Raw genomic sequence first — 22,877 nt, forward strand, 5'->3', positions numbered from 1 at the left:
GCTGTCAAGTATTTTTTTAGATAATCATCCAAAAAAATACGGACCCTTTTGGCCATCAAAAAAAACGCCTTGTATTCTTACAAAATACAAAGCGTTTCAATCATCAAGCCCTAACTTAATGACATTGGAGATCAGTCTCTCCTTTTTTTTTGTCAAAAAAGTGAAAAAACTGATTTTACATGTTCTTTACATACACTATACTGAAAGAAGATAGCAGCGTTTTTGGAAGAATGATAAATTTACAAAGAATGCATTGGGAGGAAAGGTATGTTAAAGAACTTTAACAAGCTGGAGAAGTCATGGATCATGTATGACATCGGCAATTCGGCATTTACGATGATGGTGTCAACCCTGATTCCGATCTGGTTCAATGCGCTGGCAAAGAATGCTGGCATGTCAGGCAGTGCCTATCTGGCCGCCTGGTCCTATGCGACATCGATTGCAACTGTGGTGGTTGCCTTCCTGGGACCGATTCTTGGTTCCATTTCGGATAACAAAGGCTTCCGCAAACCGATGTTCATGGCTGTTCTGATCATTGGCGTCATTGGCTGTGCAATGCTTGGCGCTGTGCCAAACTGGATGCTGTATCTGGTTACGTATGTGGTTGCCAAGATTGCCTATCAGTCTTCACTTGTTCTGTATGACTCTATGCTGATTGATGTGACGACGCCGGAAAGAATGGATCAGGTTTCCTCCTTTGGCTATGCATGGGGATATCTTGGCTCCTGCATCCCGTTCATTGTTGCCCTTGCCCTGTATCTGCTCGGCAATACCGGCAAAATGAATGAAAAGCTGTCGATCTTCCTTGCCTTCCTTGTGGTGGCATTGTGGTGGCTGTTTGTGACGATGCCATTGCTCAAGGGCTACAAACAGAAGAACTATGTGGAACACGCTTCGGGAAAGATCCGTGCTTCCTTTGCCCGCATTGGCCATACGCTGACGCACATGTATACAAATGAAAAGAAGATATTTTACTTCCTGCTGGCGTTCTTCTTCTATATTGACGGTGTGTATACAATCATCGATGAGGCGGTTGCGATCGGTACTTCGCTTGGCTTGAATCAGGTCGGCCTGCTGGTTGTGCTGCTGTTAACGCAGGTGGTTGCCTTTGCCTTTGCGTCATTGTTTGGCAATCTGTCCAAGAAGTACAGTTCTTTGACGCTGATCTCCATCTGCATCGGCGGTTACTTTGCCGTTGCTGTATTTGCCCTGTTCATGCATTCTCTGTGGCAGTTTGGCATCATGGCATTTGTGGTCGGTATGTTCCAGGGGGCAATCCAGGCACTGTCCCGTTCTTACTACGCTTCTTTGATTCCAAACGATGCTTCGGGTGAGTACTTCGGCCTGTATGATATCTGCGGCAAGGGTGCTTCTTTCATGGGCACAATGCTTGTCGGCGTCACGGTATCTCTGACCAACAGCGTCAATATCTCGGTTGCAACGCTTGGCATTCTGTTTATCATCGGCGCCCTGCTTCTGCGCAAATCTGCCGCAACAAAATAACTTTGCTATAATAAAGGCATGCAGAGGTGTTTGGCAAAAAACAATCTTTGGCTTTGAGGACATCTTTTCAGGTGTCCTTTTTTAACAGGAGGAGAAAATATGCCATTTCCAAAAGATTTTTTGTGGGGAGGCGCAACAGCTGCCAATCAGTTTGAGGGTGCCTGGAAGGAAGACGGCAAGGGTGAGAATGTCCCTGACCATATCCGCGGCGGTACAGTGAGCACGCCGCGTCTGTGGGATAAGGAAATCCATCCGGATGTTTACTATCCTTCCCATGAATCTGTGGACTTCTATCATCACTACAAGGAAGACATTGCCCTGTATGGTGAAATGGGATTCAAGTGCTTCCGTCTGTCCGTCAACTGGGCCAGAATCTTTCCGACTGGTGAAGAGGAAAAACCGAATGAGAAGGGCCTTGCCTTCTATCACAATGTGTTTGCGGAGTGCAGAAAGTATGGCATTGAGCCGCTGGTGACCATTTCCCACTATGAGCTGCCATGGGCATTGAGTGAAAAGTACAATGGCTGGGTCGGACGTGAAGTGATTGACTGCTTTGTCAAGTATGCCACAACCTTGTTCAATGAATACAAGGATGAAGTGAAGTACTGGCTGACCTTTAATGAGATCAATATCGGTGCCGGTGCGATGGGCCGCATCATGTCGCTTGGCATGCATGGCGAAGATGGCAAGCCGATGTTCAAGATGAGCGAGACACCGGAAGAGGCATCTGACCGCTTTACGGCTTTGCATAATCAGTTTGTGGCAAGTGCAAGAGCGGTTAAGATCGGCCACCAGATCAATCCTGACTTCAAGATCGGTCTGATGATTGCCGGCCAGATGGTGTATCCGTATACGTGCAATCCGGCGGATGTCAAGGAAGCACAGGACCGCATGAATATGAACAACTGGTTCTGCGGCGATGTGCAGGTCAGAGGTCATTATCCTTACTATGCAAAGCGCTACTTCAAGGATCACAACATCCATGTACGCATGGAACCGGGTGATCTTGAGGACATCAAGGAGGGCACGGTTGACTTCTATTCCTTCTCCTATTACATGTCTTCCACCGCTACGGTAGATCCGGAAGTACAGAAGAAAGCCGGCAATATGTTTACCGGTGTGCCGAATCCGTATCTCAAGGCAAGTGACTGGGGCTGGCAGATTGATCCGGAAGGCCTGCGCATCTATCTGAATGAGATCTATGGCCGCTATGAGATTCCGCTGTTTGTGGTCGAGAATGGCCTTGGTGCTGTGGATGAGCGCAGTGCGGATGGCAAGTTCCATGATACGTACCGCATCAACTATCTGCGTGATCATATCAAGGCGATGAAGGAAGCTGTGGAAGATGGCGTAGATCTGATGGGCTATACAATGTGGGGCTGCACGGATCTTGTTTCGGCATCTACCGGTGAGATGAAGAAGCGCTATGGCTTTGTGTATGTTGACAAGGATAACGATGGCAACGGTGATCTGCACCGTGAAAGAAAGGATTCTTTCTACTGGTACAAAAAGGTCATTGCCAGCAATGGTGAGGATCTTGACTGAGAAGGTGATGGCATGAGAGTTGGTGTCTGCGGCAATGGCATGATTGTCCGCCAGGCGCTGTCCTGCTTTGCAAAGGCAGAGATTCCGGTGACCGCACTGTGGTGCCGCAATCCTGATCATGGCCAGCCGGTGGCAGATGCTTTCCACATTTCATCTGTCTATACAGACTATGATGCTTTTCTGAAAGATGAAAGCTTCGACACGGTTTATATCGGCCTGGCTAACAGTGTGCATGATGCATTTGCGAAAAAGGCGATGCTTGCAGGCAAGAATGTCATTGTCGAAAAACCGTTCTGTGCTACCTATGCACAGGCACAGGAACTTGTACAGATTGCCCAAGAGACAGGTGCCTGGCTGTTTGAGGCCATCATGTCCCGCTATTCTGCCAACTATGAAGAGCTGATTCCGTGGCTGGACAAGCTTGGTGACCTGACTTTGATCCGCTGCAACTTCTCGCAGTATTCCTCCCGCTATGACCGCTATGTCAATCATGATGTGGCACCGGCTTTTGACCCGGCTCTTGCCGGTGGTGCCCTGTATGATCTGAATGTATATAACGTGCACTTTGTGGCAGGCTTGTTTGGCGCCCCGCGGTTCAGCTATTACATGGCCAACAAGGGCTGGAATGGCATTGATACTTCCGGTGTGCTGTTAATGGACTATGGCCAGTTCAAGGCTGTATGTACAGCGGCCAAGGATTCGGCATCCCACAGCGGCATTGTCATGCAGGGAACCGATGGCACAATCGTGATTGATGACCGTCCGGGGTATATCGACAATGTGACGTTCACGGACCGGAAGACAAAAGCAGTGACGCGTATTGATACCCATGAGGAGCCGGACAAGATGGTCACGGAGTTTGTCCGCATGCAGGAAGTGATGGATCACAATGAGCGCAGTCAGATGGAGATCTGGCTGCAGCGCAGCCTGCAGGTGATGGCGGTCCTGGACAATGGCAGACAGGATGCCGGGATTGAGTTTCCGTGTGATGAGGAGACGGAAGAAACACAGGAGCAGACACAGGAAATGCCGGAGATCATGAAGCATTTCCATGTGGGCGGCTTTTGAACATTAAGTTTCTGCTGTTCACTTTGAAACAGAGTGCATTATAATAAGATCGTAAAAAGGAGAGATGAAGATGCTGGTAAATGTTAACTCAGCTTTGAAGCGTGATGAGATCCGCAAGCTTCTGGAAGCCAATGAGAATCCGAAGTATGTGTATGTAAAGAATCTGAGCCCGATGGAGATGCAGTTTGAGGCTACTTATAAAGAAGGCACGGACGGCAATCCGGCTGACTACGCCAAGAAGCTGATCAAGTCTCAGCCATGGGGCGGTGTGCTGATGATCCGTGTTCTGATCAATGGTCAGAAGTTTACGGGCGGCAAAATTGGCTGATACAGGAAGGCAGGAAGTTGTTTCCTGCTTTTTTCGTCTGGATGAAAAGTGTCATGAATACGTAAAATATGACAAAAAAAGACAGTTTCATGACACGGTAAATGATTGAAATGATAGCGGTTTCGATATATCCTAGAAGCAGAAAGGCTAATGTAGCTGAAAGAAAGGTGAATCATTATGGCAAAGAAAATCACATTGTTTTGCTCGGCTGGCATGTCTACCAGCCTGCTCGTCAATAAGATGAGAGAAGCTGCGAAGAAGAATGGAAAGGATTATGATATCAATGCATATTCTCTTTCAGAAGCGGATGCCAAGGGAGCAGACGCAGATGTTATTCTGCTTGGCCCGCAGGTTCGTTTCGCATTGTCCAAGATGAAGGGTTTGTTCCCGAACAAGCCGGTTGATGTGATTGATATGCGTTCTTATGGCCTGATGGACGGTGCTGCTGCACTGGCACTGGCTGAGAAGCATCTGAAGTAAGCATAGATAAAAAGGAGAAAGAATCATGGCTGAAAAGGTAATCAGATTATTCTGCGCAGCAGGTATGTCTACATCCCTGCTTGTGAACAAGATGAAGGAAGCTGCAAAGGCACAGGGCAAGGATTATGACATTGCTGCCTATTCACTGGGTGATTTTGACCGTGAGTATGAGAAGGCAGATGCCATTCTGCTTGGCCCGCAGGTTCGTTATGCGCTTGGCAAGCTGCAGGCTGCTCATCCGGATAAGGCAATCAGCGATATCCCGATGCAGATGTATGGCCTGATGGATGGCAAGGGAACACTGGCCCGCGCTGAAGAGCTGATGAAGAAAGGAAAGTAAGCATGGAAGGAACAGAGCTTGTAGCATTTAATATTATTGCATCTGTAGGAACAGCACGCTCCAATTATATTGGTGCGATTGATGCGGCTGCAGAAGGAAACTTCGACGAGGCTGAGAAGCTGATCAAGGAAGGCCAGGAGGCTTTCACACAGGGGCATGATGCTCATGCCAAGCTGCTGACAAAGACAGCACAGGGTGAGAAGGTTGAGATGGATCTTCTGCTGACTCATGCTGAGGACCAGCTGATGAGTGCTGAGGCATTCGGTATTCTGGCTGAGCGTTTTGTCACACTGTACAAGAAGCTTGCTGAAAAGAAGTAATTCTGTCACACACATGAGGGCTCTGCTTTATGCAGAGTCTTTTTTGTGCTTCAATGGGTGCATGGAGGTTTTTGCATGACAAAGATGAAAATTGGTCTGCTTGGCAATTTTGAGCAGATGGACACAAATGATGTATTTATTGGCACAAAGCGTGCCTATGTCAACCAGGATTATGTAGACAGTATTTCTCTGGCTGGCGGCATTCCGATCATTCTGCCGGTGATCTCTGATCTGGATGATGTTTCGGACATGGTATCCGGTCTGGATGGTGTGATTGTGACCGGTGGGGCTGATATGGATCCCTTAATATATGGCGAGCAGGTTCTGCCCTCATGCGGCATGTGTGATACAGGCACAGACCGGTTCTTTTTGGCTGTGATTCATGCCTGTGATGTTCTTTCAATCCCTGTTTTTGGCATCTGCAAAGGTCTGCAGGCCATCAATGTGGCATATGGAGGCACACTGTACCAGGATATCCCAAGTCAGTATCCCCATGCCATTCAGCATGATCAAAAGCGGCCCCGTGAACAGGCCACCCATGCCATTTCCATTCAGCAGGATTCCTTCCTTGCCGGCGTTCTTGGCAAAGAAGCCATGGTCAATTCCTGGCATCATCAGAGTGTCAAGGATATTGCAGACGGCTTTCATGTGACTGCCAAGGCACCGGATGGGATTGTGGAAGGCATGGAAAAAGATGATGGCACATTCATGTGCGGGGTGCAGTTTCATCCCGAGATGATGACCGCCTGTGGAAACAAACAGATGCTGTCTTTGTTCAAGGCATTCCTGCATGTGTGTGAGGAAGCACATCATGATTAAGACGATCTTCTTTGACTTTGATGATACGCTTGGCAACCGGGAACTGTATGCCTGGAATGCGTATCATGACATTCTGAAAGAGAATACGGATCTTTCGGGAATGGAGTTTGAAGCGGTGCTGCAGGAAGTGATGATCTGGGATCAGAAGGGTGATGTAAACAAGAATTACATCAAGGAGATGCTGGCAAAGGTGTTTGATATTCATCTGCCCTATCCTGACTTCAATACGTACTGGGATTCCCAACTGTACAAGTACTGTGTGCCGATGGAGGATGCGGCAGATACGCTTTCTTATCTTGAAAAGAAATACCGGCTTGGCATCATTTCCAACGGACCTTCCGATGCCCAGCGGAGCAAGCTGAAAAAAAGCGGGCTGGAGAGCTTCTTTGATGAAAACATGGTATTTATTTCCGGTGATTTTGGCATCAAAAAGCCAGATCCCAGGCTGTTTCTGAAAGCCTGTGAACTGGCTGGGGCGAAACCGGAAGAATGTGTCTATGTCGGCGATATCTTCTATCGGGATGTGCTGGGATCCTGGCGGGCAGGCATGAAGCCGGTATGGATCCTCAACCAGGAACGTAAATGCACAATGGATATCCCGGTGATTCATCACATTTCTGACCTGAAGAAGATCCTGTGAACTACTCGGCTACAAGTAACCGAGCTTCAAAGTGGCACAGGCCACTTTTCTTTTTTCCTGTGTTTCCAGACTGTCAGGAATGTGTACGTATCTCATAGTTTCCCATGAGGCGCGATGCATTCTGCTGTAGGTATTCTGCATGGTCTTGCATTCTCCATACAGTGGTTTCAGGCTATCCCCGCCGTCCCAGCGGTTGTTGTTGCTTTATTTCAGCATGTGCAGTAGATCCGCACTGCCTCATCTCTGATATTCAGCGCTGCGTTTTCATCACGATCATGATGATGTCCGCAGTCAGGGCATGTCCACTCACGCACAGCCAAATCTTTGGTGAGCTTGTGCAATGTCCCGCATGCATGGCACATCTGGCTGCTGGGAAAGAACTTCCCAGCTTTGATGACGCGCTTTCCAGCCCTCTGTGCTTTATAAGCAAGCATGCTGGTAAACATACCCCATCCCTTGTCGCCAACAGACTTTCCAAAATGCAAAGACTGTGACATTGCCTTCATATTCAGATCCTCTATTCCGATCATGTCGTAGGTATCCACTAACTGTCGTGACAGCTTGTGTAAGGCATCGCTGCGCTGATGCTTGGCTTTCGCACTCAGCTTTGCGATTTTTACCCGCTGCTTATGATAGTTGGAAGATCCTTTCTCCATATGAGACAGTTTTCTCTGCTCTCTGGCAATTCTGTTCTGCATAGCATGATATGGTTTGCCATAATCGATATGCTTGCCGTTGGAATCGACACAAAAGTTATGCATAGACATATCCAGCCCGATTGCATTATCCGGATCAATGTCATGGCATATCTCTTCATGCGGCACTTCGTACAGGAGTGAAAAATAGTATTTGCCATCAGGCTCATGGGTGACAGTAACAGACTTCAGTACGCCGTGTGCTGGCACCGTACGATGTGCTCTGACCCTGATTTCTCCATCAATCTTAGGGAGTTTGAGGAAGCCTGTTTTTCTTTTGCCCATCCGAAAACGCAGATTGGTTGCGCCTTTGGAGGCAATATTTGTTGTGTATGAATCATAATGATCAGCTTTTCTTTTATACTTCGGATAGGCAGATTTGCCATTGAAGAAGTTGCCGAACGCTCTGTTAAGGTGCAGCTGCACGTTTGCAAGCGCAAGCGAATCAACCTCTTTCAGCCATTGACAGCATGACAGATGTTTGTACCATGCGGGCGTCAGATTTAATGACTCACCTGTCTGCTTATAACATGCAGACCGATCATACAGCATGCGATTATACAGCCATCTGCAGGCGCCAAGCGTCTGGTTTAACGTCTCCATTTGAGCAGATGTCGGCATGCCGCAAAAGCGCAATGCAATGCGATCAACATTTGCAGAGGCACACTGTCCCGGTTTTCTTTTCTTTGCATTTGTGCTATTCGACATACCTGCCGCTCCTTTCCAGTTAGCGTTGAACATTCTGCTGATGAGCAATATAGCGTTTTACATTTTCTTCGCTCGCAGATCCTATCGTTTCAATGAAATAAGAGCCATTCCACAACTGTCCTCTCCATAATTGGTTTCTGAGCTCTGGATACAATTTGAACAGGCGCAGACCTGATGTTCCTTTCAGGTGCTTGACAATAAATGTAATTGACAGCTTTGGAGGAGCGGTCACAAAGCAATGTACATGGTCTGCTTCACCAACCTCGCACTGGTCAAGTGAGAAGCCATTCTCCGCGGCCACATCGTGTAAGATCTGCTGCAGTGACTTTTCTATATCAGGTGTCAGCACTTTACGCCTGTATTTGACGCACCAGACAATGTGATAGTGATTGTTGTATACGCAGGTACGCGCATGTATATATCTGTCATCTTTCATACATATAGTATAGTATATATCATTCGAATATATGTATTATTATCAAGCAAATATGTATGGTACACATAGTTTAAAAAGGCCGATTCATCTCCCCTACAAGTAAGGGAGATGAATCGGCATACTTCTTAAACTCTTGCTTTGAGGATCTTGTCCATCTGCCGTTTGGAGATGATCTGGTGGTCGGTGCGGAAACCGGCATTGTCATGCAAGAGATCGGTCAGATCTGTACGGGTATACAGCGGCACATAGCCTTCCGACTGGATCTTCATGAAGTTCATGCGGCGCAATTGCTCGAGTACTTCGCCGGAACGGCCGAACATATCCAGCCGCTTTACAAGGGCAGACACAACCGTCAGTGTGCAGAAGCATGTGATGAAGTGAGCCTGGATCTCATCACTCAGCGGGATGCCGTCGGTATTGTCTGGGATCTCCATGCTCAGGATGCGGAAGATGTTATGCGCATTGGAGCGGGTATCTTCCATCTTGATGATGTCCTTTGCCGGAATCTCTGTGTTGGTGACATAGACGGCAATGCCATCGGCATAGCTTGGCATATTGGCTGGCTGCTGGAAGAGCAGCGGATCACCGCCTCGCAGCATGTTGAGTTCCCGTTCCAGGCGTTCAATCGTGCCATAGTGATTGGAGTAGGTAATGATGACTCTGCGCAGTCCGCCAGGGGCATGTACCTGCATTTCTTTGTAATAGAAACGAGATGGATTGGAAATTTCACTTTCTTTGCGCAGCTTGCTCAGATCAAACAGGCCGGCAGTGTCCGAACGGGACCAGCCGGTGGGATCCTGGGCAGCGCGCTTTTCTTCATCCCGCATGTTGTCATAGCTCAGCAGCATGATGTAGCCATTGGGAATGCCCCAGTCTTTGAAGGTGGCACTGGCACCGGAGACGATGCCGCTGTCGGTAAAGGAAATGGCCTGCGAAGTGCGGAAGGAATCACGCAGCTGCTTTTCCAGTCTTGTCTGCGGTACTTCCTTGAGATGCTCAGGGTTGATGGAGTAGCAGATCGGCATGAAGTTGCCGTCAAAATACAGGTCCATCGGAATAACCGGCAGTTGTCTGCCTTTGATGGTGCCGGCTTCATACAGACAGGTGGTCGCATCAAAGTACAGTGTGGAAGTGCTGTGGCCGAAGATTCTTCTGGTATTGGCATAGACTGTTTCCTGAATGCGGTCAGCTTCTTCAGCCAGAACTTCGGTGGCACGGATGATCTGGCGCGGCGTGAAATCCGGCTGTTCGATGAACAGGCGGGACGCATCATACAGCGGCATGCCGGCATCCGGATAAATCAGACGGCTGTAGATCATGCGTGACAGAATCGCATCCAGATTGTAATTCAGATGATGGCGCCGCTGGATATCCTTGCAGAGCTGCGGGAAACCAAGCGTGTTGTAAACCTGCTGCAGAAACAGATAGCCGCCATTGAACGTGCGCTGCTCATTCTTCTCAATCTGCTTGACCGGTGAGTATTTTTCCGTCACTTCACGGCGCTCTTCCTTCTCCAGCCGGTTCATCTCTTCAATGTGCTTCTTAGCCCAGGCAATCGGATCTTCCCCATTCAGCTTTTTCTGCAGTTCTTCCACCGTGCCAAGCTTCTCGACAATCTTGGTCGAGTGAAAGCCATTGCTGTATGTGGATTTCAACACATACAGAGACGTAGAATTTTTTGATTTGGACATCCCCAGGTGCATACCATCACCTCCCCAATATTATTACATTCATATATTACACCATTTCGAAATAAAATACTCAAAAAAGTAATAATATTATGACACTCATAATAATGGGATAACACGTAGTGTGCATGATATGGAGTATGTTTGGAAGACAGGTGGAAATGCTACAATGGTGCACGATAAGGGGAAAATGCATGAAATACTACCTGTGTGCCATACTTGCCATCTTTTTCTGGAGTTCATCGGTGATTGCCACCAAGATTGCCTATGCATCCATTACGCCGATCCTGCTGTGCCTGATCCGCTTTGCCATTTCTTCTGTATTGATGATGATGGTTTTCTTGTTCCGTAAGAACAGGGTGCATATTGCAAAGCAGGACTTAAAGCCGGTTCTTGTTTCCGCAATTCTGGGTATCAGTGTGTACTACGCATTGGAGAATGCGGCACTGGCAATGACTTCGGCTTCCGATGCCTCCTTAATTGAAGCTGCGTTCCCTGCCTTAACCGCACTTGTGGGACTTGTCGTCTATCGGGAACGGCCATCGAAAAGAATGCTGGCAGGCATTGCCGCATCCATCATCGGAGTCGCGGTACTGACCCAGTTTGATCCTGCGCAGTCATCCTCTCTTCTTGGCGATTTGTTATTACTCTTTGACGGCTGCCTGTGGGGTTTCTATAACTATGAGACCAAGTCGATCTCCCACAAATATGATTCTTTTACACTGACCATGTATCAATGTGCCATCGGGACAGTCTTCTTTGTACCGATGCTGGCACTGGAAAAACCAGTTCTGACCAATATCACGCCTGCCTTTATCCTTACCCTTCTGTATCTCAGCACGGCGTGCTCACTGGGTGCCTTACTGCTGTATAACTATGGCTTAAAGGGTATGAAGGCATCCACAGCTGCAGTCATCATGAACCTGATGCCGATCTTTGGCGTGCTGCTCTCCTGGGGTATCCTGCATGAAACCATCACACGCAGAAAACTGATCGGCGGTGCCATCATTCTGCTCGGTGTCTGGATTTCTACAACAAGAGATAAGGCAGCGTAAAAGAGAAATCATGCCATTCAGAAATGACAGCTTTCCATCTATTGCGCATCATATGATTGTGCCTGCAGTCATGTGAGTATTTTGCCAATGCTGTCAAGTTGGTGGTTGTGTGTTAGAATATTGCCGATATGGAGGGTCTATAAAAAATGGATCAGAGCGAGCTGCAGCAGCATGCACATAACATTCGGGTGAATATCATTCGTGAGGTGTATGCCGGCAAGTCGGGACATCCGGGTGGATCTTTGTCTGCCGCGGATCTTCTGACGGTTCTTTACTTCAATGTCATGGACATCAATAAGGATAACGTTGGCACGATTGACCGTGACCGGTTTGTTCTCTCAAAGGGGCATGCGGCTCCCCTGCTGTATGCGGTGCTGGCAGAGAAGGGCTTTCTTCCTGAAGAAGAGCTTCTGACGATCCGCCACCTGCATTCCCGCCTGCAGGGACATCCGGATATGAATGACCTGGATGGCATTGATATGAGTACAGGCTCTTTGGGCCAGGGTGTTGCGGCTGCTGTAGGCATGGCACTTGCCAACCGCCTGGACAAGAATGACCATCGCATTTATACACTGCTTGGTGATGGTGAGTGTGAGGAAGGCGAAGTGTGGGAGGCTGCCATGGCAGCTGCCCATTACAAGCTGGACAATCTCTGTGCGATCATTGATAACAATGGTCTGCAGATCGATGGCAAGGTATCTGATGTCATCGGACCGGAGCCGTTTGCACCGAAGTTTGCGGCCTTTGGCTGGAATACGATCGAGATTGACGGCCACAATTATGATGAGATCCAGAAGGCTTTTGATGCCGCAAAGGCATGCAAGGGCAAGCCTACCTGCATCATTGCCCATACAATCAAGGGCAAGGGTGTTTCCTACATGGAGAACCAGGTTGGCTGGCATGGCAAGGCACCGAATGAAGAGCAGTACCATGAAGCAATGAGAGAACTGGGGGTTGAGAAGGCATGAAGGCAACACGTGAAGCATATGGTGAGGAGCTGGCAAAGCTCGTTGCCGAGAATCCGAAGATTGTTGTGCTGGATGCCGATCTGGCCGGCAGCACCAAGAGTGCCATGGCTGGCAAGGTGGCCCCGGAACGTTTCTTTGATATGGGTATTGCCGAGCAGGATATGATCGGCACGGCAGCTGGTCTTGCGGCCAGCGGCTATATTCCGTTTGCCAGCACATTTGCCATGTTTGCGACCGGCAGATGCTGGGAACAGATCCGCAACAGTGTTGCCTATCCGCATCTGAATGTGAAGATTGCCGGTTCCCATGCCGGCATCACGGTTGGTGAAGACGGCTGTTCACATCAGGCCATTGAGGATATTGCGATCATGAGAGCCATTACCGGTCTGGCTGTGTTCTGTCCGTGTGACCAGTATGAGACCAAGGCAGTGGTAGACTATGCGGCTGCTTATGATGGACCATGCTATATCCGTCTTGGCAGATCCAAGGTGGAAGATTTCTATACACCGGACACAAAGTTTGATATTACCAAGGTCAATGTGCTGCGCCATGGCCATCAGAAGATCTCGGTATTTGCGACAGGTCTGATGGTACAGTCCAGCATGAAGGCGGCAGACATTCTGGCAAAGAAGGGTATTGATCTGACGGTGGTGGATGTATGCTCATTGAAGCCGGCGGATGAAGACGGCATTGTCAAGGTACTGGAAGAGAGTGAGAAGGTGTTCACGGTTGAGGAACATTCCGTGATTGGCGGCCTTGGTTCTCTGATCAGTGATATTGCCAGTGAATCATGCCCGCGCTTCATTCATCATATCGGCATGTATGGCTTTGCCGAGAGTGCTGCAGCGGATGTTCTGCTGCATGAATATCAGCTGGATGGTGAGGGCGTTGCCAGCCAGATTGAGCAGTTCCTGCTTTGATTTTGAAAGAGTCTGTCCGGTGGCTGCCGGGCAGCTTTTTTCGTCTTTTGCGTTGTAAAATGGATGGACACGACCTTTGTGAAATGTTGGTGATCTAACTCTATTGCTGTTGATATTTGACGAGAAAGGGGTTTACAATAGCGCATGCAGTTTTATTGCGGAAGTAATTCCGCTTTGAGGGGAAAATGATCCCCGCTTTTTCTTTTTGAGGAGGCGGCTGTATGATTAGATCTATACAGGGAAAGGAGTATGTATGATTAAAACACTTCTGAAGAGCCTGCGTGAGTATACGCGGGCAACGATCCTGACACCGGTGTTTGTGACTGGTGAGGTAATCTGTGAAGCTCTGATTCCGTTTCTGATTGCCATGCTTGTCAATGACATCAAGGCTGGGGCGGGACTGAATGTGATCGTCGGCTATGCCTGGAAGATGCTCTTGCTGGCATTTGCGTCTTTGTTCTGCGGCTGGATGGCGGGCATTTACTGTGCTGACAGTGCCTGCGGCTTTGCCAAGAATCTGCGCCATGATGTTTTCTACAACATCCAGAGTTTCTCATTTGCAAACATTGACCAGTTTTCATCTGCCTCTTTGGTGACCCGACTGACTACGGATATCAATAACGTACAGATGGCATTCATGATGATTATCCGTACTGCCATCAGAGCACCGATGAACCTGATTTTCTCTTTCATCATGGCATATATGATGGGCGGCAGGATGTCTTTTATCTTTCTGATCGTTATTCCTTTCCTCGGTCTTGGCCTGTACATTGTGGCAAAGTCTGCCATGCCGTTATTCCGCAGGGGCTTCCCGAAGTATGATGCCCTGAATGAATCCGTGGAGGAAAATGTTACTGGCATCCGGGTAGTGAAGTCCTATGTGCGTGAAAATTATGAGGAAAAGAAGTTTGATCATGCTTCGCAGGAAATTCAGAAAATTTTCACCAAAGCAGAGCGCATTCTTGCCTGGAACAACCCGCTGATGCAGGTTGCCATCTATAGCGTCATGCTGTTTGTGCTTTCGGTTGGATCCAGAACGGTCATTCTCTCTCATGGACAGGCATTCGATGTCGGACAGTTGTCAACGATGCTGACGTATTCTTTCCAGATTCTTGTCTCGCTGATGATGCTGTCGATGATCTTTGTCATGATTACTTTCTCTGCCGAGAGTGCTGAAAGAATTGCGGAAGTGCTTAAGGCGAAGAGTACGCTGACTTCGCCGGCACATCCGGTCATGGAAGTCAAGGATGGTTCCATTGACTTTGACAATGTTGCGTTCAAGTACAATCCGCTGGCTGACCGCCATGTGCTGGATCATATTGAACTTCATATCAGGTCTGGTGAGACGATTGGCATTATTGGCGGTACTGGTTCGTCCAAGTCATCGCTTGTTTCTCTGATTCCGCGTTTGTATGATGTCACGGAAGGCACGGTGCGGGTTGGCAAGGAAGATGTGCGCAATTATGATCTGAAGGTGCTGCGTGATGCCGTTGCCATGGTTCTGCAGAAGAATGTGCTGTTCTCTGGTACGATTGCGGACAATCTGCGCTGGGGCAATCCGGATGCGACGGATGAGCAGATCAAAGAGGCATGTCATCTTGCCTGTGCGGATGAGTTTATCAATCAGTTCCCGGATGGCTACAATACCCGCATTGAGCAGGGAGGCACGAATGTGTCCGGCGGTCAGAAGCAGCGTCTGTGTATTGCCAGGGCGCTTCTGAAGAAGCCGAAGATTCTGATTATGGATGATTCTACCAGTGCGGTTGATACAAAGACGGATGCCATGATCCGCAAGGCAATGAAGGAATATATTCCGGAAACGACCAAGATTATCATTGCCCAGCGTACTTCTTCGGTGGAGGACGCTGACAGGATCATTGTTCTGGATGATGGCAAGATCAATGCCATCGGTACCTCTGAGGAACTGCTGAAAACGAATAAGATTTATCAGGAAGTTTATACATCGCAGAACAAGGCGGGCACGGAAACGGTGTCGCCTGCTGCAAAGGAGGTGTCCGCAAATGCGTAAGAAGAGTGCCGGACAGACTGTAAAGCGTCTGATTCAGATGGAGTTCAGCTTCTTTCCGAAACTGCTGCCATTTGTCATTTTTCTGATTATTGTTAATGCTGTGATTTCCTCCATCCCAAGTGTTTTCCAGCAGAAGGTTATCGCCGTTCTGCAGGATGCCTGGACAAATGGACTGGAATGGAGCCAGGTATCTGGCCAGATTCTGCATCTGTGTATCATCCTTGGCATCCTCTATGCAATTTCACTGATCGCAGGGTTTATGTATAACCAGCTGATGGCAATTATTACCCAGGGATCTCTGCACAAGATGCGGGTTACGATGTTCAATCACATGGAATCTCTGCCGATCCGCTATTTTGATACAACCAAGCATGGCGATATCATGTCGCACTATACCAATGATGCGGATGCATTGCGGCAGATGATTTCCCAGTCATTCCCGCAGCTGATGATCAGTGCGATCACCCTGACAACGATTCTGTGCATCATGCTGTATTACAGTGTCTGGATGGCGCTGGTCATCATTATTGGATCTGTTGTTTCTCTGATCATCACGAAGAAGGTTGGCGGCAAGTCTGCCCGTTACTTCATTGCCCAGCAGAAATATGTCGGCAAGACAGAGGGCTTCATTGAAGAGATGATCAATGGCCAGAAAGTCATCAAGGTGTTCAACCATGAAAAAGCTGCCGAGGCAGACTTTGACAAAGTGAATGAGGAACTGTTTGTGGCATCCCGCAATGCCAACAAGTATTCCAACATTCTGATGCCGATTCTGAACAATGTCAGCTACATCATCTATGTGTTTGTGGCAGTTGCCGGCGGCATCTTCATTGAGAAGAATGTACCGAATCTCTCGATTTCCGGACTGCCGTTCTCGATTGCCGTGGTCGTGCCGTTCCTTGGCATGTCCCGTCAGTTTGCCGGTAACATTCAGCAGATTTCACCGCAGATCAATGCCATTGTCATGGGTCTTGCCGGGGCAGAGCGCATTTTTGATCTGCTGGATGAAGAGCCTGAGCAGGATGAGGGTTATGTCACCCTGGTCAATGCGACGGAAAAGAATGGCGTGCTTGAGGAAACATCTGAAAAGACGGATATGTGGGCATGGAAGCATCCGCATCAGGCAGATGGCTCCGTGACGTATACACCGCTGAAGGGTGATGTCCGCTTCTTTGATGTCACCTTTGGCTATACGCCGGAAAAGACGGTTCTGCATGATGTGTCTCTGTATGCCAAGCCTGGCCAGAAGGTTGCGTTTGTTGGTGCTACCGGTGCCGGCAAGACAACGATCACCAATCTGATCAACCGCTTCTATGACATTCCGGACGGCAAGATCCGCTATGATGGCATCAATATCAACAAGATCCGCAAGTCGGATCTGCGCAGATCCCTGGGCATTGTCCTGCAGGATACGGTGTTGTTTACCGGCACCGTCATGGATAATATCCGCTATGGCAGACTGGACGCAACGGATGGTGAGTGTATTGCCGCTGCCAAGCTGGCTGGTGCGGATGGCTTTATCCGCCATCTGCCAAAGGGCTACCAGACGATGCTGGCGGGAAATGGCAGCAATCTGTCTCAGGGACAGTGCCAGCTGCTGGCGATTGCCAGAGCAGCCGTCGCCGATCCGCCGGTCATGATCCTGGATGAAGCAACTTCTTCCATCGATACCAGAACCGAGCAGATTGTACAGGCTGGCATGGACCGCCTGATGCAGGGCAGAACGGTATTTGTCATTGCTCACCGTCTGTCTACGGTCAAGAATGCCAATGTCATCATTGTGCTTGACCATGGCCGCATCATTGAGCGCGGTACACATGAAGAACTGATTGCCCAGAAGGGACAGTATTATCAGCTGTATACAGGTGCTTTTGAGCTTGAGTAAGCAAATGTATTGATCCTGGAACAGACAGAGGAAAATTCCCCTGTCTGTTTTTGTGTGTGAAAAAGGAATTCAGGCCATGATCACCTGAATTCCTTCTTCGTCTAACTGTACTTTGATCTCTTCTGGCAGTTTGTCATCGGTGATGACAATGCCGGGCTGGTTTTTCATGTTCATGGGGATTGTGCCAGTATCCGCAAACTTTTCACTCTCTGTAAGAATCACCATTTCCTGAGCAGATTCTGCCATGTCGCGGACAGCCTGGCAGCGCATCTGGTCTTTGTTGGAAAAGCCGGATTTTGCATTCCAGCCATCTGTGCCGGCAAAGAAGTAATGGACATGGTAAGACTGGGCAGCCTGTTTTACCATGGGGCCGACCAGGCATTGGGAGGAAGGCTGATAGATGCCGCCAAGCAGTACGATTTCCACGGGAAGATGGCGGATGTAGTCGGCGATGAAGGCAGAGTTGGTGACGATGGTGACATTCTTCTTTGTCTTGGCTATGACGGATGCCAGCAGGGCACAGCAGCTGCCGCTTTCGATCATGATCGTATCGCCATCCTGTATGAGACTGGCCGCTTTTTCAGCGATCTTCTGTTTGGCTTCATAGTGATAGGCAAGCCGTCCGTTGATATTATCGGTAGATAATAACTGTGCATACCCATGTACCCTTTGGATGACGCCCTTTTCCTCCAGGGTATCCAGATCCTTGCGGATGGTGACCTGGGAAACAGATAATCGTTCTGACAGTGATACAACTTCTGCTTTTTTCTCTCTGGTCAGGATTTCCAGAATCTCTCCCAGACGTTCATTCTTTTTCATTGCAATCCTTTCTAAAAGAAGGCATCGATGCCGGCATCAAGAAATACCTTCTGATATGCCTGCAGGCCTTCCGCGTGCAGTGCTTTGACATCTGCATAGGCATAGGCTTCACCAAGCATGGCATATTTATTCTCACCAAACTGATGAAACGGCAGCAGCTGACATCGGGTGGCTCCAACATCCTGCAGGGCCTGCACCAGTCCTCTGGCATCATTGATTTCTGCATTGAAGCCGGGAATAACCGGAATTCTGGGCAGAACATCTTTTCCCATCGCAATGGCTGCTTTCATATTGGCGAGAACCGTTTCATTGGGTATTCCGGTATACTCTTTGTGCTTTTTGGAATCATAGTGCTTGAGATCCATCAGGACATAATCCACATGTTTGATGACATCAAGAAAGGTCTTCTGATCACATGCGCCGGTTGTTTCACAGCATGTGTTGATGCCTTCTTCATGGGCTGCCTTCAGCAGTTCGATGGCAAACGCCGGCTGGGCGAGCATTTCTCCGCCGGATAATGTGATGCCGCCATTGCTTTCTTCATAGAAAGGCAGATCCTGCATCACTGTTTTCATGACATCTGCTGCACTCTTTTGTTCTCCTTCGGAAGATAATGCATGGCCGGGACATTCTCTGACACAGATACCGCAGCCATCACAAAGATTATGATGGATGCGGATCTTTCCCTCTTTCAGGAATACGGCCTGCCTGGGACATGCCTGTATGCAGTGCTGGCAGTGCAGGCATTGTTTCTCATCCCACAGCACCTGTACATTCCTGCTCTGGCTTTCCGGATTGGCACACCAGGCACAGTGCAGCGGACATCCTTTCATAAAGACGACGGTACGGATTCCCGGTCCGTCATTGACACTGAATTTCTGTATGTTGAAGACAACTCCTGTTGTACTGCGGTCTGCCGGCATGGTTCAAGCTCCTTTGATCAGAAAAATCCTAACACACTTCGCATCTCTTTGAAATAAAAATATTACGAATGAAATATAATCTATTTACTATAGAAATTATCATTGATGAATATGGCGGATAAGGATACAATAAAGCTGCGTACAAAACAATATAATGTTACGTATGAAATAAAAAAGGAGGACATATGGAAAACAGTGAACATTTTGGCAGACTGACAGATCGCATGCAGGCTTTCCGGGAAGAAGTGCTGGATGAAAAGCCGTATATTGATGCGCAGCGGGCAATTCTGGCAACACAGGCTTACAGGGAGAACCAGAATCAGCCGCGGGTGATGGTACGAGCTTTGATGCTGAAAAAGATTCTTGAGAATATGACGATTTATATCGAGGATCAGAGTCTGCTTGCCGGCAATCAGGCATCCAAGAACAGGAATGCACCGATTTTTCCGGAGTACACCATGAAGTTTGTCATGGATGAGCTGGATTTGTTTGAGAAGCGGGATGGGGATGTTTTCTATATTACGGAAGAGACGAAACAGCAGCTGCGTGAGATTGCACCGTTCTGGGAGAATAATAATCTGCGTGCCCGCGGTGAGGCATTGCTGCCGGATGAAGTCAGCGTGTTTATGGAAACGGGTGTTTTCGGTATGGAGGGAAAGCTGAATGCGGGGGATGCGCATCTGGCTGTGAATTACGAAAGGCTGCTGAAAGAAGGCCTGAAAGGGTATGAAGAAAGGGCAGAGAAGCTGCGTGCTTCTCTTGATCTGACGGATCCGGATGCCATTGATCAGAATGTGTTTTATAAGGCGGTGCAGACTGCGATTGATGCAGTGCATGGCTTTGCTCTGCGCTACAGCAGACTGGCCGCAGAACTTGCCGAGAAGGAACATGATCCATCCCGCCGCAAGGAACTGAAGGAAATGAGCAGGATCTGTGCAAAGATGCCTTATGAGCCGGCTTCTTCCTTCCATGAGGCAGTCCAGTCTGTGTGGTTTATTCAGCTTGTCCTGCAGATTGAATCCAATGGGCATTCTCTGAGCTATGGTCGCTTTGATCAGTATATGTACCCGTATTTCATGCATGACCTTCAGAATGAGCGGATTACAAAAGCACAGGCACTGGAACTGCTGACATGCCTGTGGATCAAGACACTGACAATCAATAAGGTGCGCTCCCAGGCGCATACACTGTCTTCCGCAGGCTCACCGATGTATCAGAATGTGACGATCGGCGGCCAGACAGTGGATCATCGTGATGCCGTTAATGAACTGAGTTTTCTGGTATTGCAGTCGGTTGCCCAGACACGTCTTACCCAGCCCAACCTGACCGTAAGATGGCACCATAACCTGAATAAGAAGTTCATGGATGAATGCATTGAAGTGATGCGGCTTGGCTTTGGCATGCCGGCTCTCAATAATGATGAAGTCATCATCCCCTCCTTCATCAAGTGGGGTGTCAAAGAAGAAGATGCCTATAACTATTCTGCGATTGGCTGCGTGGAAACGGCGGTGCCCGGCAAGTGGGGATACCGCTGCACAGGTATGAGCTATATTAACTTTCCGCGTGTGCTGCTGTGTGCGATGAATGACGGCGTTGATCTGACCAGCGGAAAACGGTTTACCAAAGGTCATGGATATTTCAAGGATATGACAAGCTATGCACAACTGATGAATGCCTGGGATCAGACAGTCAGGGAGATGACACGGTATTCGGTCATTGTGGAGAATGCAATTGACAAGGCAAGTGAAAGAGATGTGCCGGATATTCTCTGCTCGACATTGACAGATGACTGTCTGGGCCGTGGCAAAACGATCAAGGAAGGCGGTGCTGTCTATGACTTCATCTCCGGCCTGCAGGTAGGCATTGCCAATATGGCTGATTCGCTTGCGGCAATCAAGAAGCTCGTCTTTGATGAAAAGAAGATAACGCCGGCACAGCTGTGGGATGCGATTCTCGACAACTTCTCCTCGCCTGCATCCAGGAAGATTCAGGATATGCTCATCTATGATGCTCCAAAATATGGCAACGATGATGATGCGGTGGATCGGCTGGTTGTGGATGCGTATGATTCCTACCTGGATGAAATCAGAAAGTATCATAATACCCGCTATGGCAGAGGGCCGATCGGAGGTATCCGCTATGGCGGCACTTCTTCGATTTCGGCAAATGTTGGCCAGGGCATGGGAACCTGGGCAACACCGGATGGCAGAAAGGCATGGGAGCCGCTGGCTGAAGGGTGCTCGCCTGCGCACAATGCTGATAAAAACGGACCGACGGCTGTCTTCAAGTCGGTTGCCAAGCTGCCTACGGAAAAGATTACAGGCGGTGTGCTGCTGAATCAGAAGATGACGCCTTCCATGCTGGCAAAGCCGGAAAACAGGCAGAAGCTGGAAATGCTGATTGCGGGCTTCTTCAACCGCCTGCATGGCTATCATGTGCAGTACAACATCGTTTCCAGAGAAACGCTGCTGGATGCACAGGCGCATCCGGAAAAGCATAAGGACCTGATTGTAAGAGTGGCTGGCTACAGTGCCTTCTTCAATGTGTTAAGCAAAAAGACACAGGATGATATTATCGGCAGGACAGAACAGTCTTTGTAAGAGAAAAGAGGAAAATAGAAATGAAACTGATGATTGATGATGCCCATATGGATGAGATCAGAAGAATCTATGACTTGTACCCGGTGGATGGGGTAACAACCAATCCTTCTATTCTTGCCAAAACAGGGAAGGATCCCCGCAATGTTTTACAGGAGATCCGGAACTTCATTGGTGAGGATCAGATTCTGTTTGCCCAGGCTGTGGCACTGCAGGCTGAAGGCATGGTGAAGGATGCCCACATGATTGTGGATTTGATCGGGAGAAAGAATACAGTTGTCAAGATTCCGAGTATTCCGGAAGGGTTCAAGGCAATCAGACTGCTGAAGAAGGAGGGCATTGCCACCTGTGGAACAGTAGTCTATACACCGATGCAGGCTTATCTTGCTGCCAAAGCTGGTGCCAGCTATGTAGCACCCTATGTCAACCGGATTGATAACATGGGCTATGACGGTATTGCGGTAACTAAAGAAATTCATGATATTCTGGTCAGAAATCACATGGATGAGTGCATGGTGCTGGCTGCTTCCTTCAAGAATTCCCAGCAGGTCATGGAATTATGCAAATATGGTGTAGGTGCTGCCACAGCTGCACCAGCGGTCATTGACGGTTTTGTTAAGAACGCTGCCATTGATGGTGCCGTGCAGGATTTCATTCATGACTTTGAGAAACTGACCGGTCATACTGCCATGTCAGATCTGGACTGACTGTCATAACTTCATTTTAAACTACACTCAACTTTACTAAAAAAGGGGCTGTAACAGTTGAATAAGCTGTTACAGCTCATTTTTTTGCGCTTGCACATATTTTCGCTGTATATCTATCAGTGCAAGCCAAAAGCCGATTTATTCATGCGAAAAATATGCAAAATATCCATATATTATCATTGATATATTATATGCGTGCATGTATAATATGAGTATGAAAAATGCTGATCTCGTTTTTGCAGGACACGATCAGCGCTCTTATTATAACGCTGTTCAACTGGCCCTGCCACTTAGCACAATGATTCGTGTACCTCATTCTGATATGCTGTTCTCTTTTCTGGATGCGGTGAAGGGAGTTAATTTCAGTCGCTTTGTTAAACCGATCCGTTCAAATAACACGCATA

The 22,877-nt window shown here is 48.4% G+C and carries 21 protein-coding genes and 1 pseudogene; 17 read left to right on the top strand and 5 right to left on the bottom strand.

The genetic code is table 11. The annotated features are described in order from the left end of the window. Positions 1–267: 267 nt before the first annotated feature. The 9 genes from MOZ60_RS09125 to MOZ60_RS09165 all read left to right on the top strand — a co-directional run bounded on the left by MOZ60_RS09125 (position 268) and on the right by MOZ60_RS09165 (position 7,043). A complete protein-coding gene (locus MOZ60_RS09125) occupies positions 268–1,503 on the top strand; it encodes an MFS transporter (protein ID WP_277634395.1) in 1,236 nt (411 codons plus the stop codon). Positions 1,504–1,602: 99 nt separating this feature from the next. Continuing rightward, the gene (locus MOZ60_RS09130; RefSeq protein ID WP_370596434.1) at positions 1,603–3,048 is read left to right on the top strand and encodes a glycoside hydrolase family 1 protein; all 1,446 of its coding nucleotides are present in this window, start codon (positions 1,603–1,605) and stop codon (positions 3,046–3,048) included. A 12-nt stretch (positions 3,049–3,060) separates the two neighbouring features. After that, the gene (locus tag MOZ60_RS09135; RefSeq protein ID WP_370596435.1) at positions 3,061–4,116 is read left to right on the top strand and encodes a Gfo/Idh/MocA family protein; all 1,056 of its coding nucleotides are present in this window, start codon (positions 3,061–3,063) and stop codon (positions 4,114–4,116) included. A gap of 70 nt (positions 4,117–4,186) precedes the next feature. Then, on the top strand, positions 4,187–4,444 hold the full coding sequence (locus tag MOZ60_RS09140; RefSeq protein ID WP_108774804.1) for a hypothetical protein: 258 nt from the start codon (positions 4,187–4,189) through the stop codon (positions 4,442–4,444). Positions 4,445–4,621: 177 nt separating this feature from the next. Continuing rightward, on the top strand, positions 4,622–4,924 hold the full coding sequence (locus MOZ60_RS09145) for a PTS sugar transporter subunit IIB (protein WP_108774805.1): 303 nt from the start codon (positions 4,622–4,624) through the stop codon (positions 4,922–4,924). A 25-nt stretch (positions 4,925–4,949) separates the two neighbouring features. Then, positions 4,950–5,264 carry a PTS sugar transporter subunit IIB gene (locus MOZ60_RS09150; protein WP_108774806.1) on the top strand — a complete coding sequence of 105 codons (315 nt, stop codon included), beginning with the start codon at positions 4,950–4,952 and terminating at the stop codon, positions 5,262–5,264. A 2-nt stretch (positions 5,265–5,266) separates the two neighbouring features. Further along, positions 5,267–5,584 carry a PTS sugar transporter subunit IIA gene (locus tag MOZ60_RS09155; protein WP_108774807.1) on the top strand — a complete coding sequence of 106 codons (318 nt, stop codon included), beginning with the start codon at positions 5,267–5,269 and terminating at the stop codon, positions 5,582–5,584. Positions 5,585–5,659: 75 nt separating this feature from the next. Next, on the top strand, positions 5,660–6,403 hold the full coding sequence (locus MOZ60_RS09160; protein WP_370596436.1) for a gamma-glutamyl-gamma-aminobutyrate hydrolase family protein: 744 nt from the start codon (positions 5,660–5,662) through the stop codon (positions 6,401–6,403). Further along, positions 6,396–7,043, top strand: coding sequence for an HAD family hydrolase (locus MOZ60_RS09165; RefSeq protein WP_370596437.1), 648 nt, complete (start codon positions 6,396–6,398; stop codon positions 7,041–7,043). Before MOZ60_RS09160 ends, MOZ60_RS09165 begins: the two co-directional genes overlap by 8 nt. Positions 7,044–7,252: 209 nt before the next feature. Here MOZ60_RS09165 and MOZ60_RS09170 read toward each other — a convergent pair whose 3' ends face one another. From MOZ60_RS09170 to MOZ60_RS09180, 3 genes are all read right to left on the bottom strand, one after another. Then, on the bottom strand, positions 7,253–8,446 hold the full coding sequence (locus MOZ60_RS09170; protein ID WP_370596438.1) for an RNA-guided endonuclease TnpB family protein: 1,194 nt from the start codon (positions 8,444–8,446) through the stop codon (positions 7,253–7,255). Positions 8,447–8,465: 19 nt separating this feature from the next. Further along, positions 8,466–8,882 (bottom strand): IS200/IS605 family transposase, encoded by a 417-nt coding sequence (gene tnpA, locus MOZ60_RS09175; RefSeq protein ID WP_370596439.1) that lies wholly within the window; start codon positions 8,880–8,882, stop codon positions 8,466–8,468. Between the two features lie 125 nt (positions 8,883–9,007). Then, positions 9,008–10,585 carry a hypothetical protein gene (locus MOZ60_RS09180; protein ID WP_370596440.1) on the bottom strand — a complete coding sequence of 526 codons (1,578 nt, stop codon included), beginning with the start codon at positions 10,583–10,585 and terminating at the stop codon, positions 9,008–9,010. A gap of 179 nt (positions 10,586–10,764) precedes the next feature. On the opposite strand from MOZ60_RS09180, the gene MOZ60_RS09185 reads away from it, so the two are divergent. From MOZ60_RS09185 to MOZ60_RS09205, 5 genes are all read left to right on the top strand, one after another. Continuing rightward, a complete protein-coding gene (locus MOZ60_RS09185; protein WP_370596441.1) occupies positions 10,765–11,625 on the top strand; it encodes a DMT family transporter in 861 nt (286 codons plus the stop codon). 146 nt (positions 11,626–11,771) lie between these two features. After that, positions 11,772–12,593 (top strand): transketolase, encoded by an 822-nt coding sequence (locus MOZ60_RS09190; protein WP_108774811.1) that lies wholly within the window; start codon positions 11,772–11,774, stop codon positions 12,591–12,593. Further along, positions 12,590–13,513: a transketolase family protein gene (locus MOZ60_RS09195; RefSeq protein WP_370596442.1), complete on the top strand. Its 924-nt coding sequence runs from the start codon at positions 12,590–12,592 to the stop codon at positions 13,511–13,513. The genes MOZ60_RS09190 and MOZ60_RS09195 overlap by 4 nt, the downstream gene beginning before the upstream one ends. 253 nt (positions 13,514–13,766) lie before the next feature. Next, positions 13,767–15,542, top strand: coding sequence for an ABC transporter ATP-binding protein (locus MOZ60_RS09200; protein ID WP_370596443.1), 1,776 nt, complete (start codon positions 13,767–13,769; stop codon positions 15,540–15,542). Next, complete coding sequence (locus MOZ60_RS09205) at positions 15,535–17,427, top strand: ABC transporter ATP-binding protein (RefSeq protein ID WP_370596444.1); 1,893 nt, start codon at positions 15,535–15,537, stop codon at positions 17,425–17,427. The genes MOZ60_RS09200 and MOZ60_RS09205 overlap by 8 nt, the downstream gene beginning before the upstream one ends. 69 nt (positions 17,428–17,496) lie before the next feature. Here MOZ60_RS09205 and MOZ60_RS09210 read toward each other — a convergent pair whose 3' ends face one another. Both MOZ60_RS09210 and MOZ60_RS09215 read right to left on the bottom strand, forming a co-directional pair. Continuing rightward, positions 17,497–18,246: a DeoR family transcriptional regulator gene (locus tag MOZ60_RS09210; RefSeq protein WP_370596445.1), complete on the bottom strand. Its 750-nt coding sequence runs from the start codon at positions 18,244–18,246 to the stop codon at positions 17,497–17,499. An 11-nt stretch (positions 18,247–18,257) separates the two neighbouring features. After that, a complete protein-coding gene (locus tag MOZ60_RS09215) occupies positions 18,258–19,169 on the bottom strand; it encodes a glycyl-radical enzyme activating protein (RefSeq protein WP_370596446.1) in 912 nt (303 codons plus the stop codon). A 185-nt stretch (positions 19,170–19,354) separates the two neighbouring features. Here MOZ60_RS09215 and MOZ60_RS09220 point away from each other — a divergent pair, with 185 nt between their 5' ends. From MOZ60_RS09220 to MOZ60_RS09230, 3 genes and pseudogenes are all read left to right on the top strand, one after another. Next, positions 19,355–21,769: a glycyl radical protein gene (locus MOZ60_RS09220; RefSeq protein WP_370596447.1), complete on the top strand. Its 2,415-nt coding sequence runs from the start codon at positions 19,355–19,357 to the stop codon at positions 21,767–21,769. Between the two features lie 20 nt (positions 21,770–21,789). After that, positions 21,790–22,473 (top strand): transaldolase family protein, encoded by a 684-nt coding sequence (locus MOZ60_RS09225; RefSeq protein WP_370596448.1) that lies wholly within the window; start codon positions 21,790–21,792, stop codon positions 22,471–22,473. A gap of 208 nt (positions 22,474–22,681) precedes the next feature. Then, a pseudogene (locus tag MOZ60_RS09230) lies at positions 22,682–22,877 on the top strand (hypothetical protein); the annotation flags it as partial.

Origin of the sequence: Grylomicrobium aquisgranense (assembly GCF_033971865.1) — a bacterium.
GTDB lineage: Bacteria > Bacillota_I > Bacilli_A > Erysipelotrichales > Erysipelotrichaceae > Bulleidia > Bulleidia massiliensis.

Excerpts from the sequence above, each read along its gene's own strand:
- MOZ60_RS09125 (WP_277634395.1), top strand. The coding sequence starts at position 268 with ATGTTAAAGAACTTTAACAAGCTGGAGAAGTCATGGATCATGTATGAC.
- MOZ60_RS09130 (WP_370596434.1), top strand. The coding sequence starts at position 1,603 with ATGCCATTTCCAAAAGATTTTTTGTGGGGAGGCGCAACAGCTGCCAAT.
- MOZ60_RS09135 (WP_370596435.1), top strand. The coding sequence starts at position 3,061 with ATGAGAGTTGGTGTCTGCGGCAATGGCATGATTGTCCGCCAGGCGCTG.
- MOZ60_RS09140 (WP_108774804.1), top strand. The coding sequence starts at position 4,187 with ATGCTGGTAAATGTTAACTCAGCTTTGAAGCGTGATGAGATCCGCAAG.
- MOZ60_RS09145 (WP_108774805.1), top strand. The coding sequence starts at position 4,622 with ATGGCAAAGAAAATCACATTGTTTTGCTCGGCTGGCATGTCTACCAGC.
- MOZ60_RS09150 (WP_108774806.1), top strand. The coding sequence starts at position 4,950 with ATGGCTGAAAAGGTAATCAGATTATTCTGCGCAGCAGGTATGTCTACA.
- MOZ60_RS09155 (WP_108774807.1), top strand. The coding sequence starts at position 5,267 with ATGGAAGGAACAGAGCTTGTAGCATTTAATATTATTGCATCTGTAGGA.
- MOZ60_RS09160 (WP_370596436.1), top strand. The coding sequence starts at position 5,660 with ATGACAAAGATGAAAATTGGTCTGCTTGGCAATTTTGAGCAGATGGAC.
- MOZ60_RS09165 (WP_370596437.1), top strand. The coding sequence starts at position 6,396 with ATGATTAAGACGATCTTCTTTGACTTTGATGATACGCTTGGCAACCGG.
- MOZ60_RS09170 (WP_370596438.1), bottom strand. The coding sequence starts at position 8,446 with ATGTCGAATAGCACAAATGCAAAGAAAAGAAAACCGGGACAGTGTGCC.
- tnpA (WP_370596439.1), bottom strand. The coding sequence starts at position 8,882 with ATGAAAGATGACAGATATATACATGCGCGTACCTGCGTATACAACAAT.
- MOZ60_RS09180 (WP_370596440.1), bottom strand. The coding sequence starts at position 10,585 with ATGCACCTGGGGATGTCCAAATCAAAAAATTCTACGTCTCTGTATGTG.
- MOZ60_RS09185 (WP_370596441.1), top strand. The coding sequence starts at position 10,765 with ATGAAATACTACCTGTGTGCCATACTTGCCATCTTTTTCTGGAGTTCA.
- MOZ60_RS09190 (WP_108774811.1), top strand. The coding sequence starts at position 11,772 with ATGGATCAGAGCGAGCTGCAGCAGCATGCACATAACATTCGGGTGAAT.
- MOZ60_RS09195 (WP_370596442.1), top strand. The coding sequence starts at position 12,590 with ATGAAGGCAACACGTGAAGCATATGGTGAGGAGCTGGCAAAGCTCGTT.
- MOZ60_RS09200 (WP_370596443.1), top strand. The coding sequence starts at position 13,767 with ATGATTAAAACACTTCTGAAGAGCCTGCGTGAGTATACGCGGGCAACG.
- MOZ60_RS09205 (WP_370596444.1), top strand. The coding sequence starts at position 15,535 with ATGCGTAAGAAGAGTGCCGGACAGACTGTAAAGCGTCTGATTCAGATG.
- MOZ60_RS09210 (WP_370596445.1), bottom strand. The coding sequence starts at position 18,246 with ATGAAAAAGAATGAACGTCTGGGAGAGATTCTGGAAATCCTGACCAGA.
- MOZ60_RS09215 (WP_370596446.1), bottom strand. The coding sequence starts at position 19,169 with ATGCCGGCAGACCGCAGTACAACAGGAGTTGTCTTCAACATACAGAAA.
- MOZ60_RS09220 (WP_370596447.1), top strand. The coding sequence starts at position 19,355 with ATGGAAAACAGTGAACATTTTGGCAGACTGACAGATCGCATGCAGGCT.
- MOZ60_RS09225 (WP_370596448.1), top strand. The coding sequence starts at position 21,790 with ATGAAACTGATGATTGATGATGCCCATATGGATGAGATCAGAAGAATC.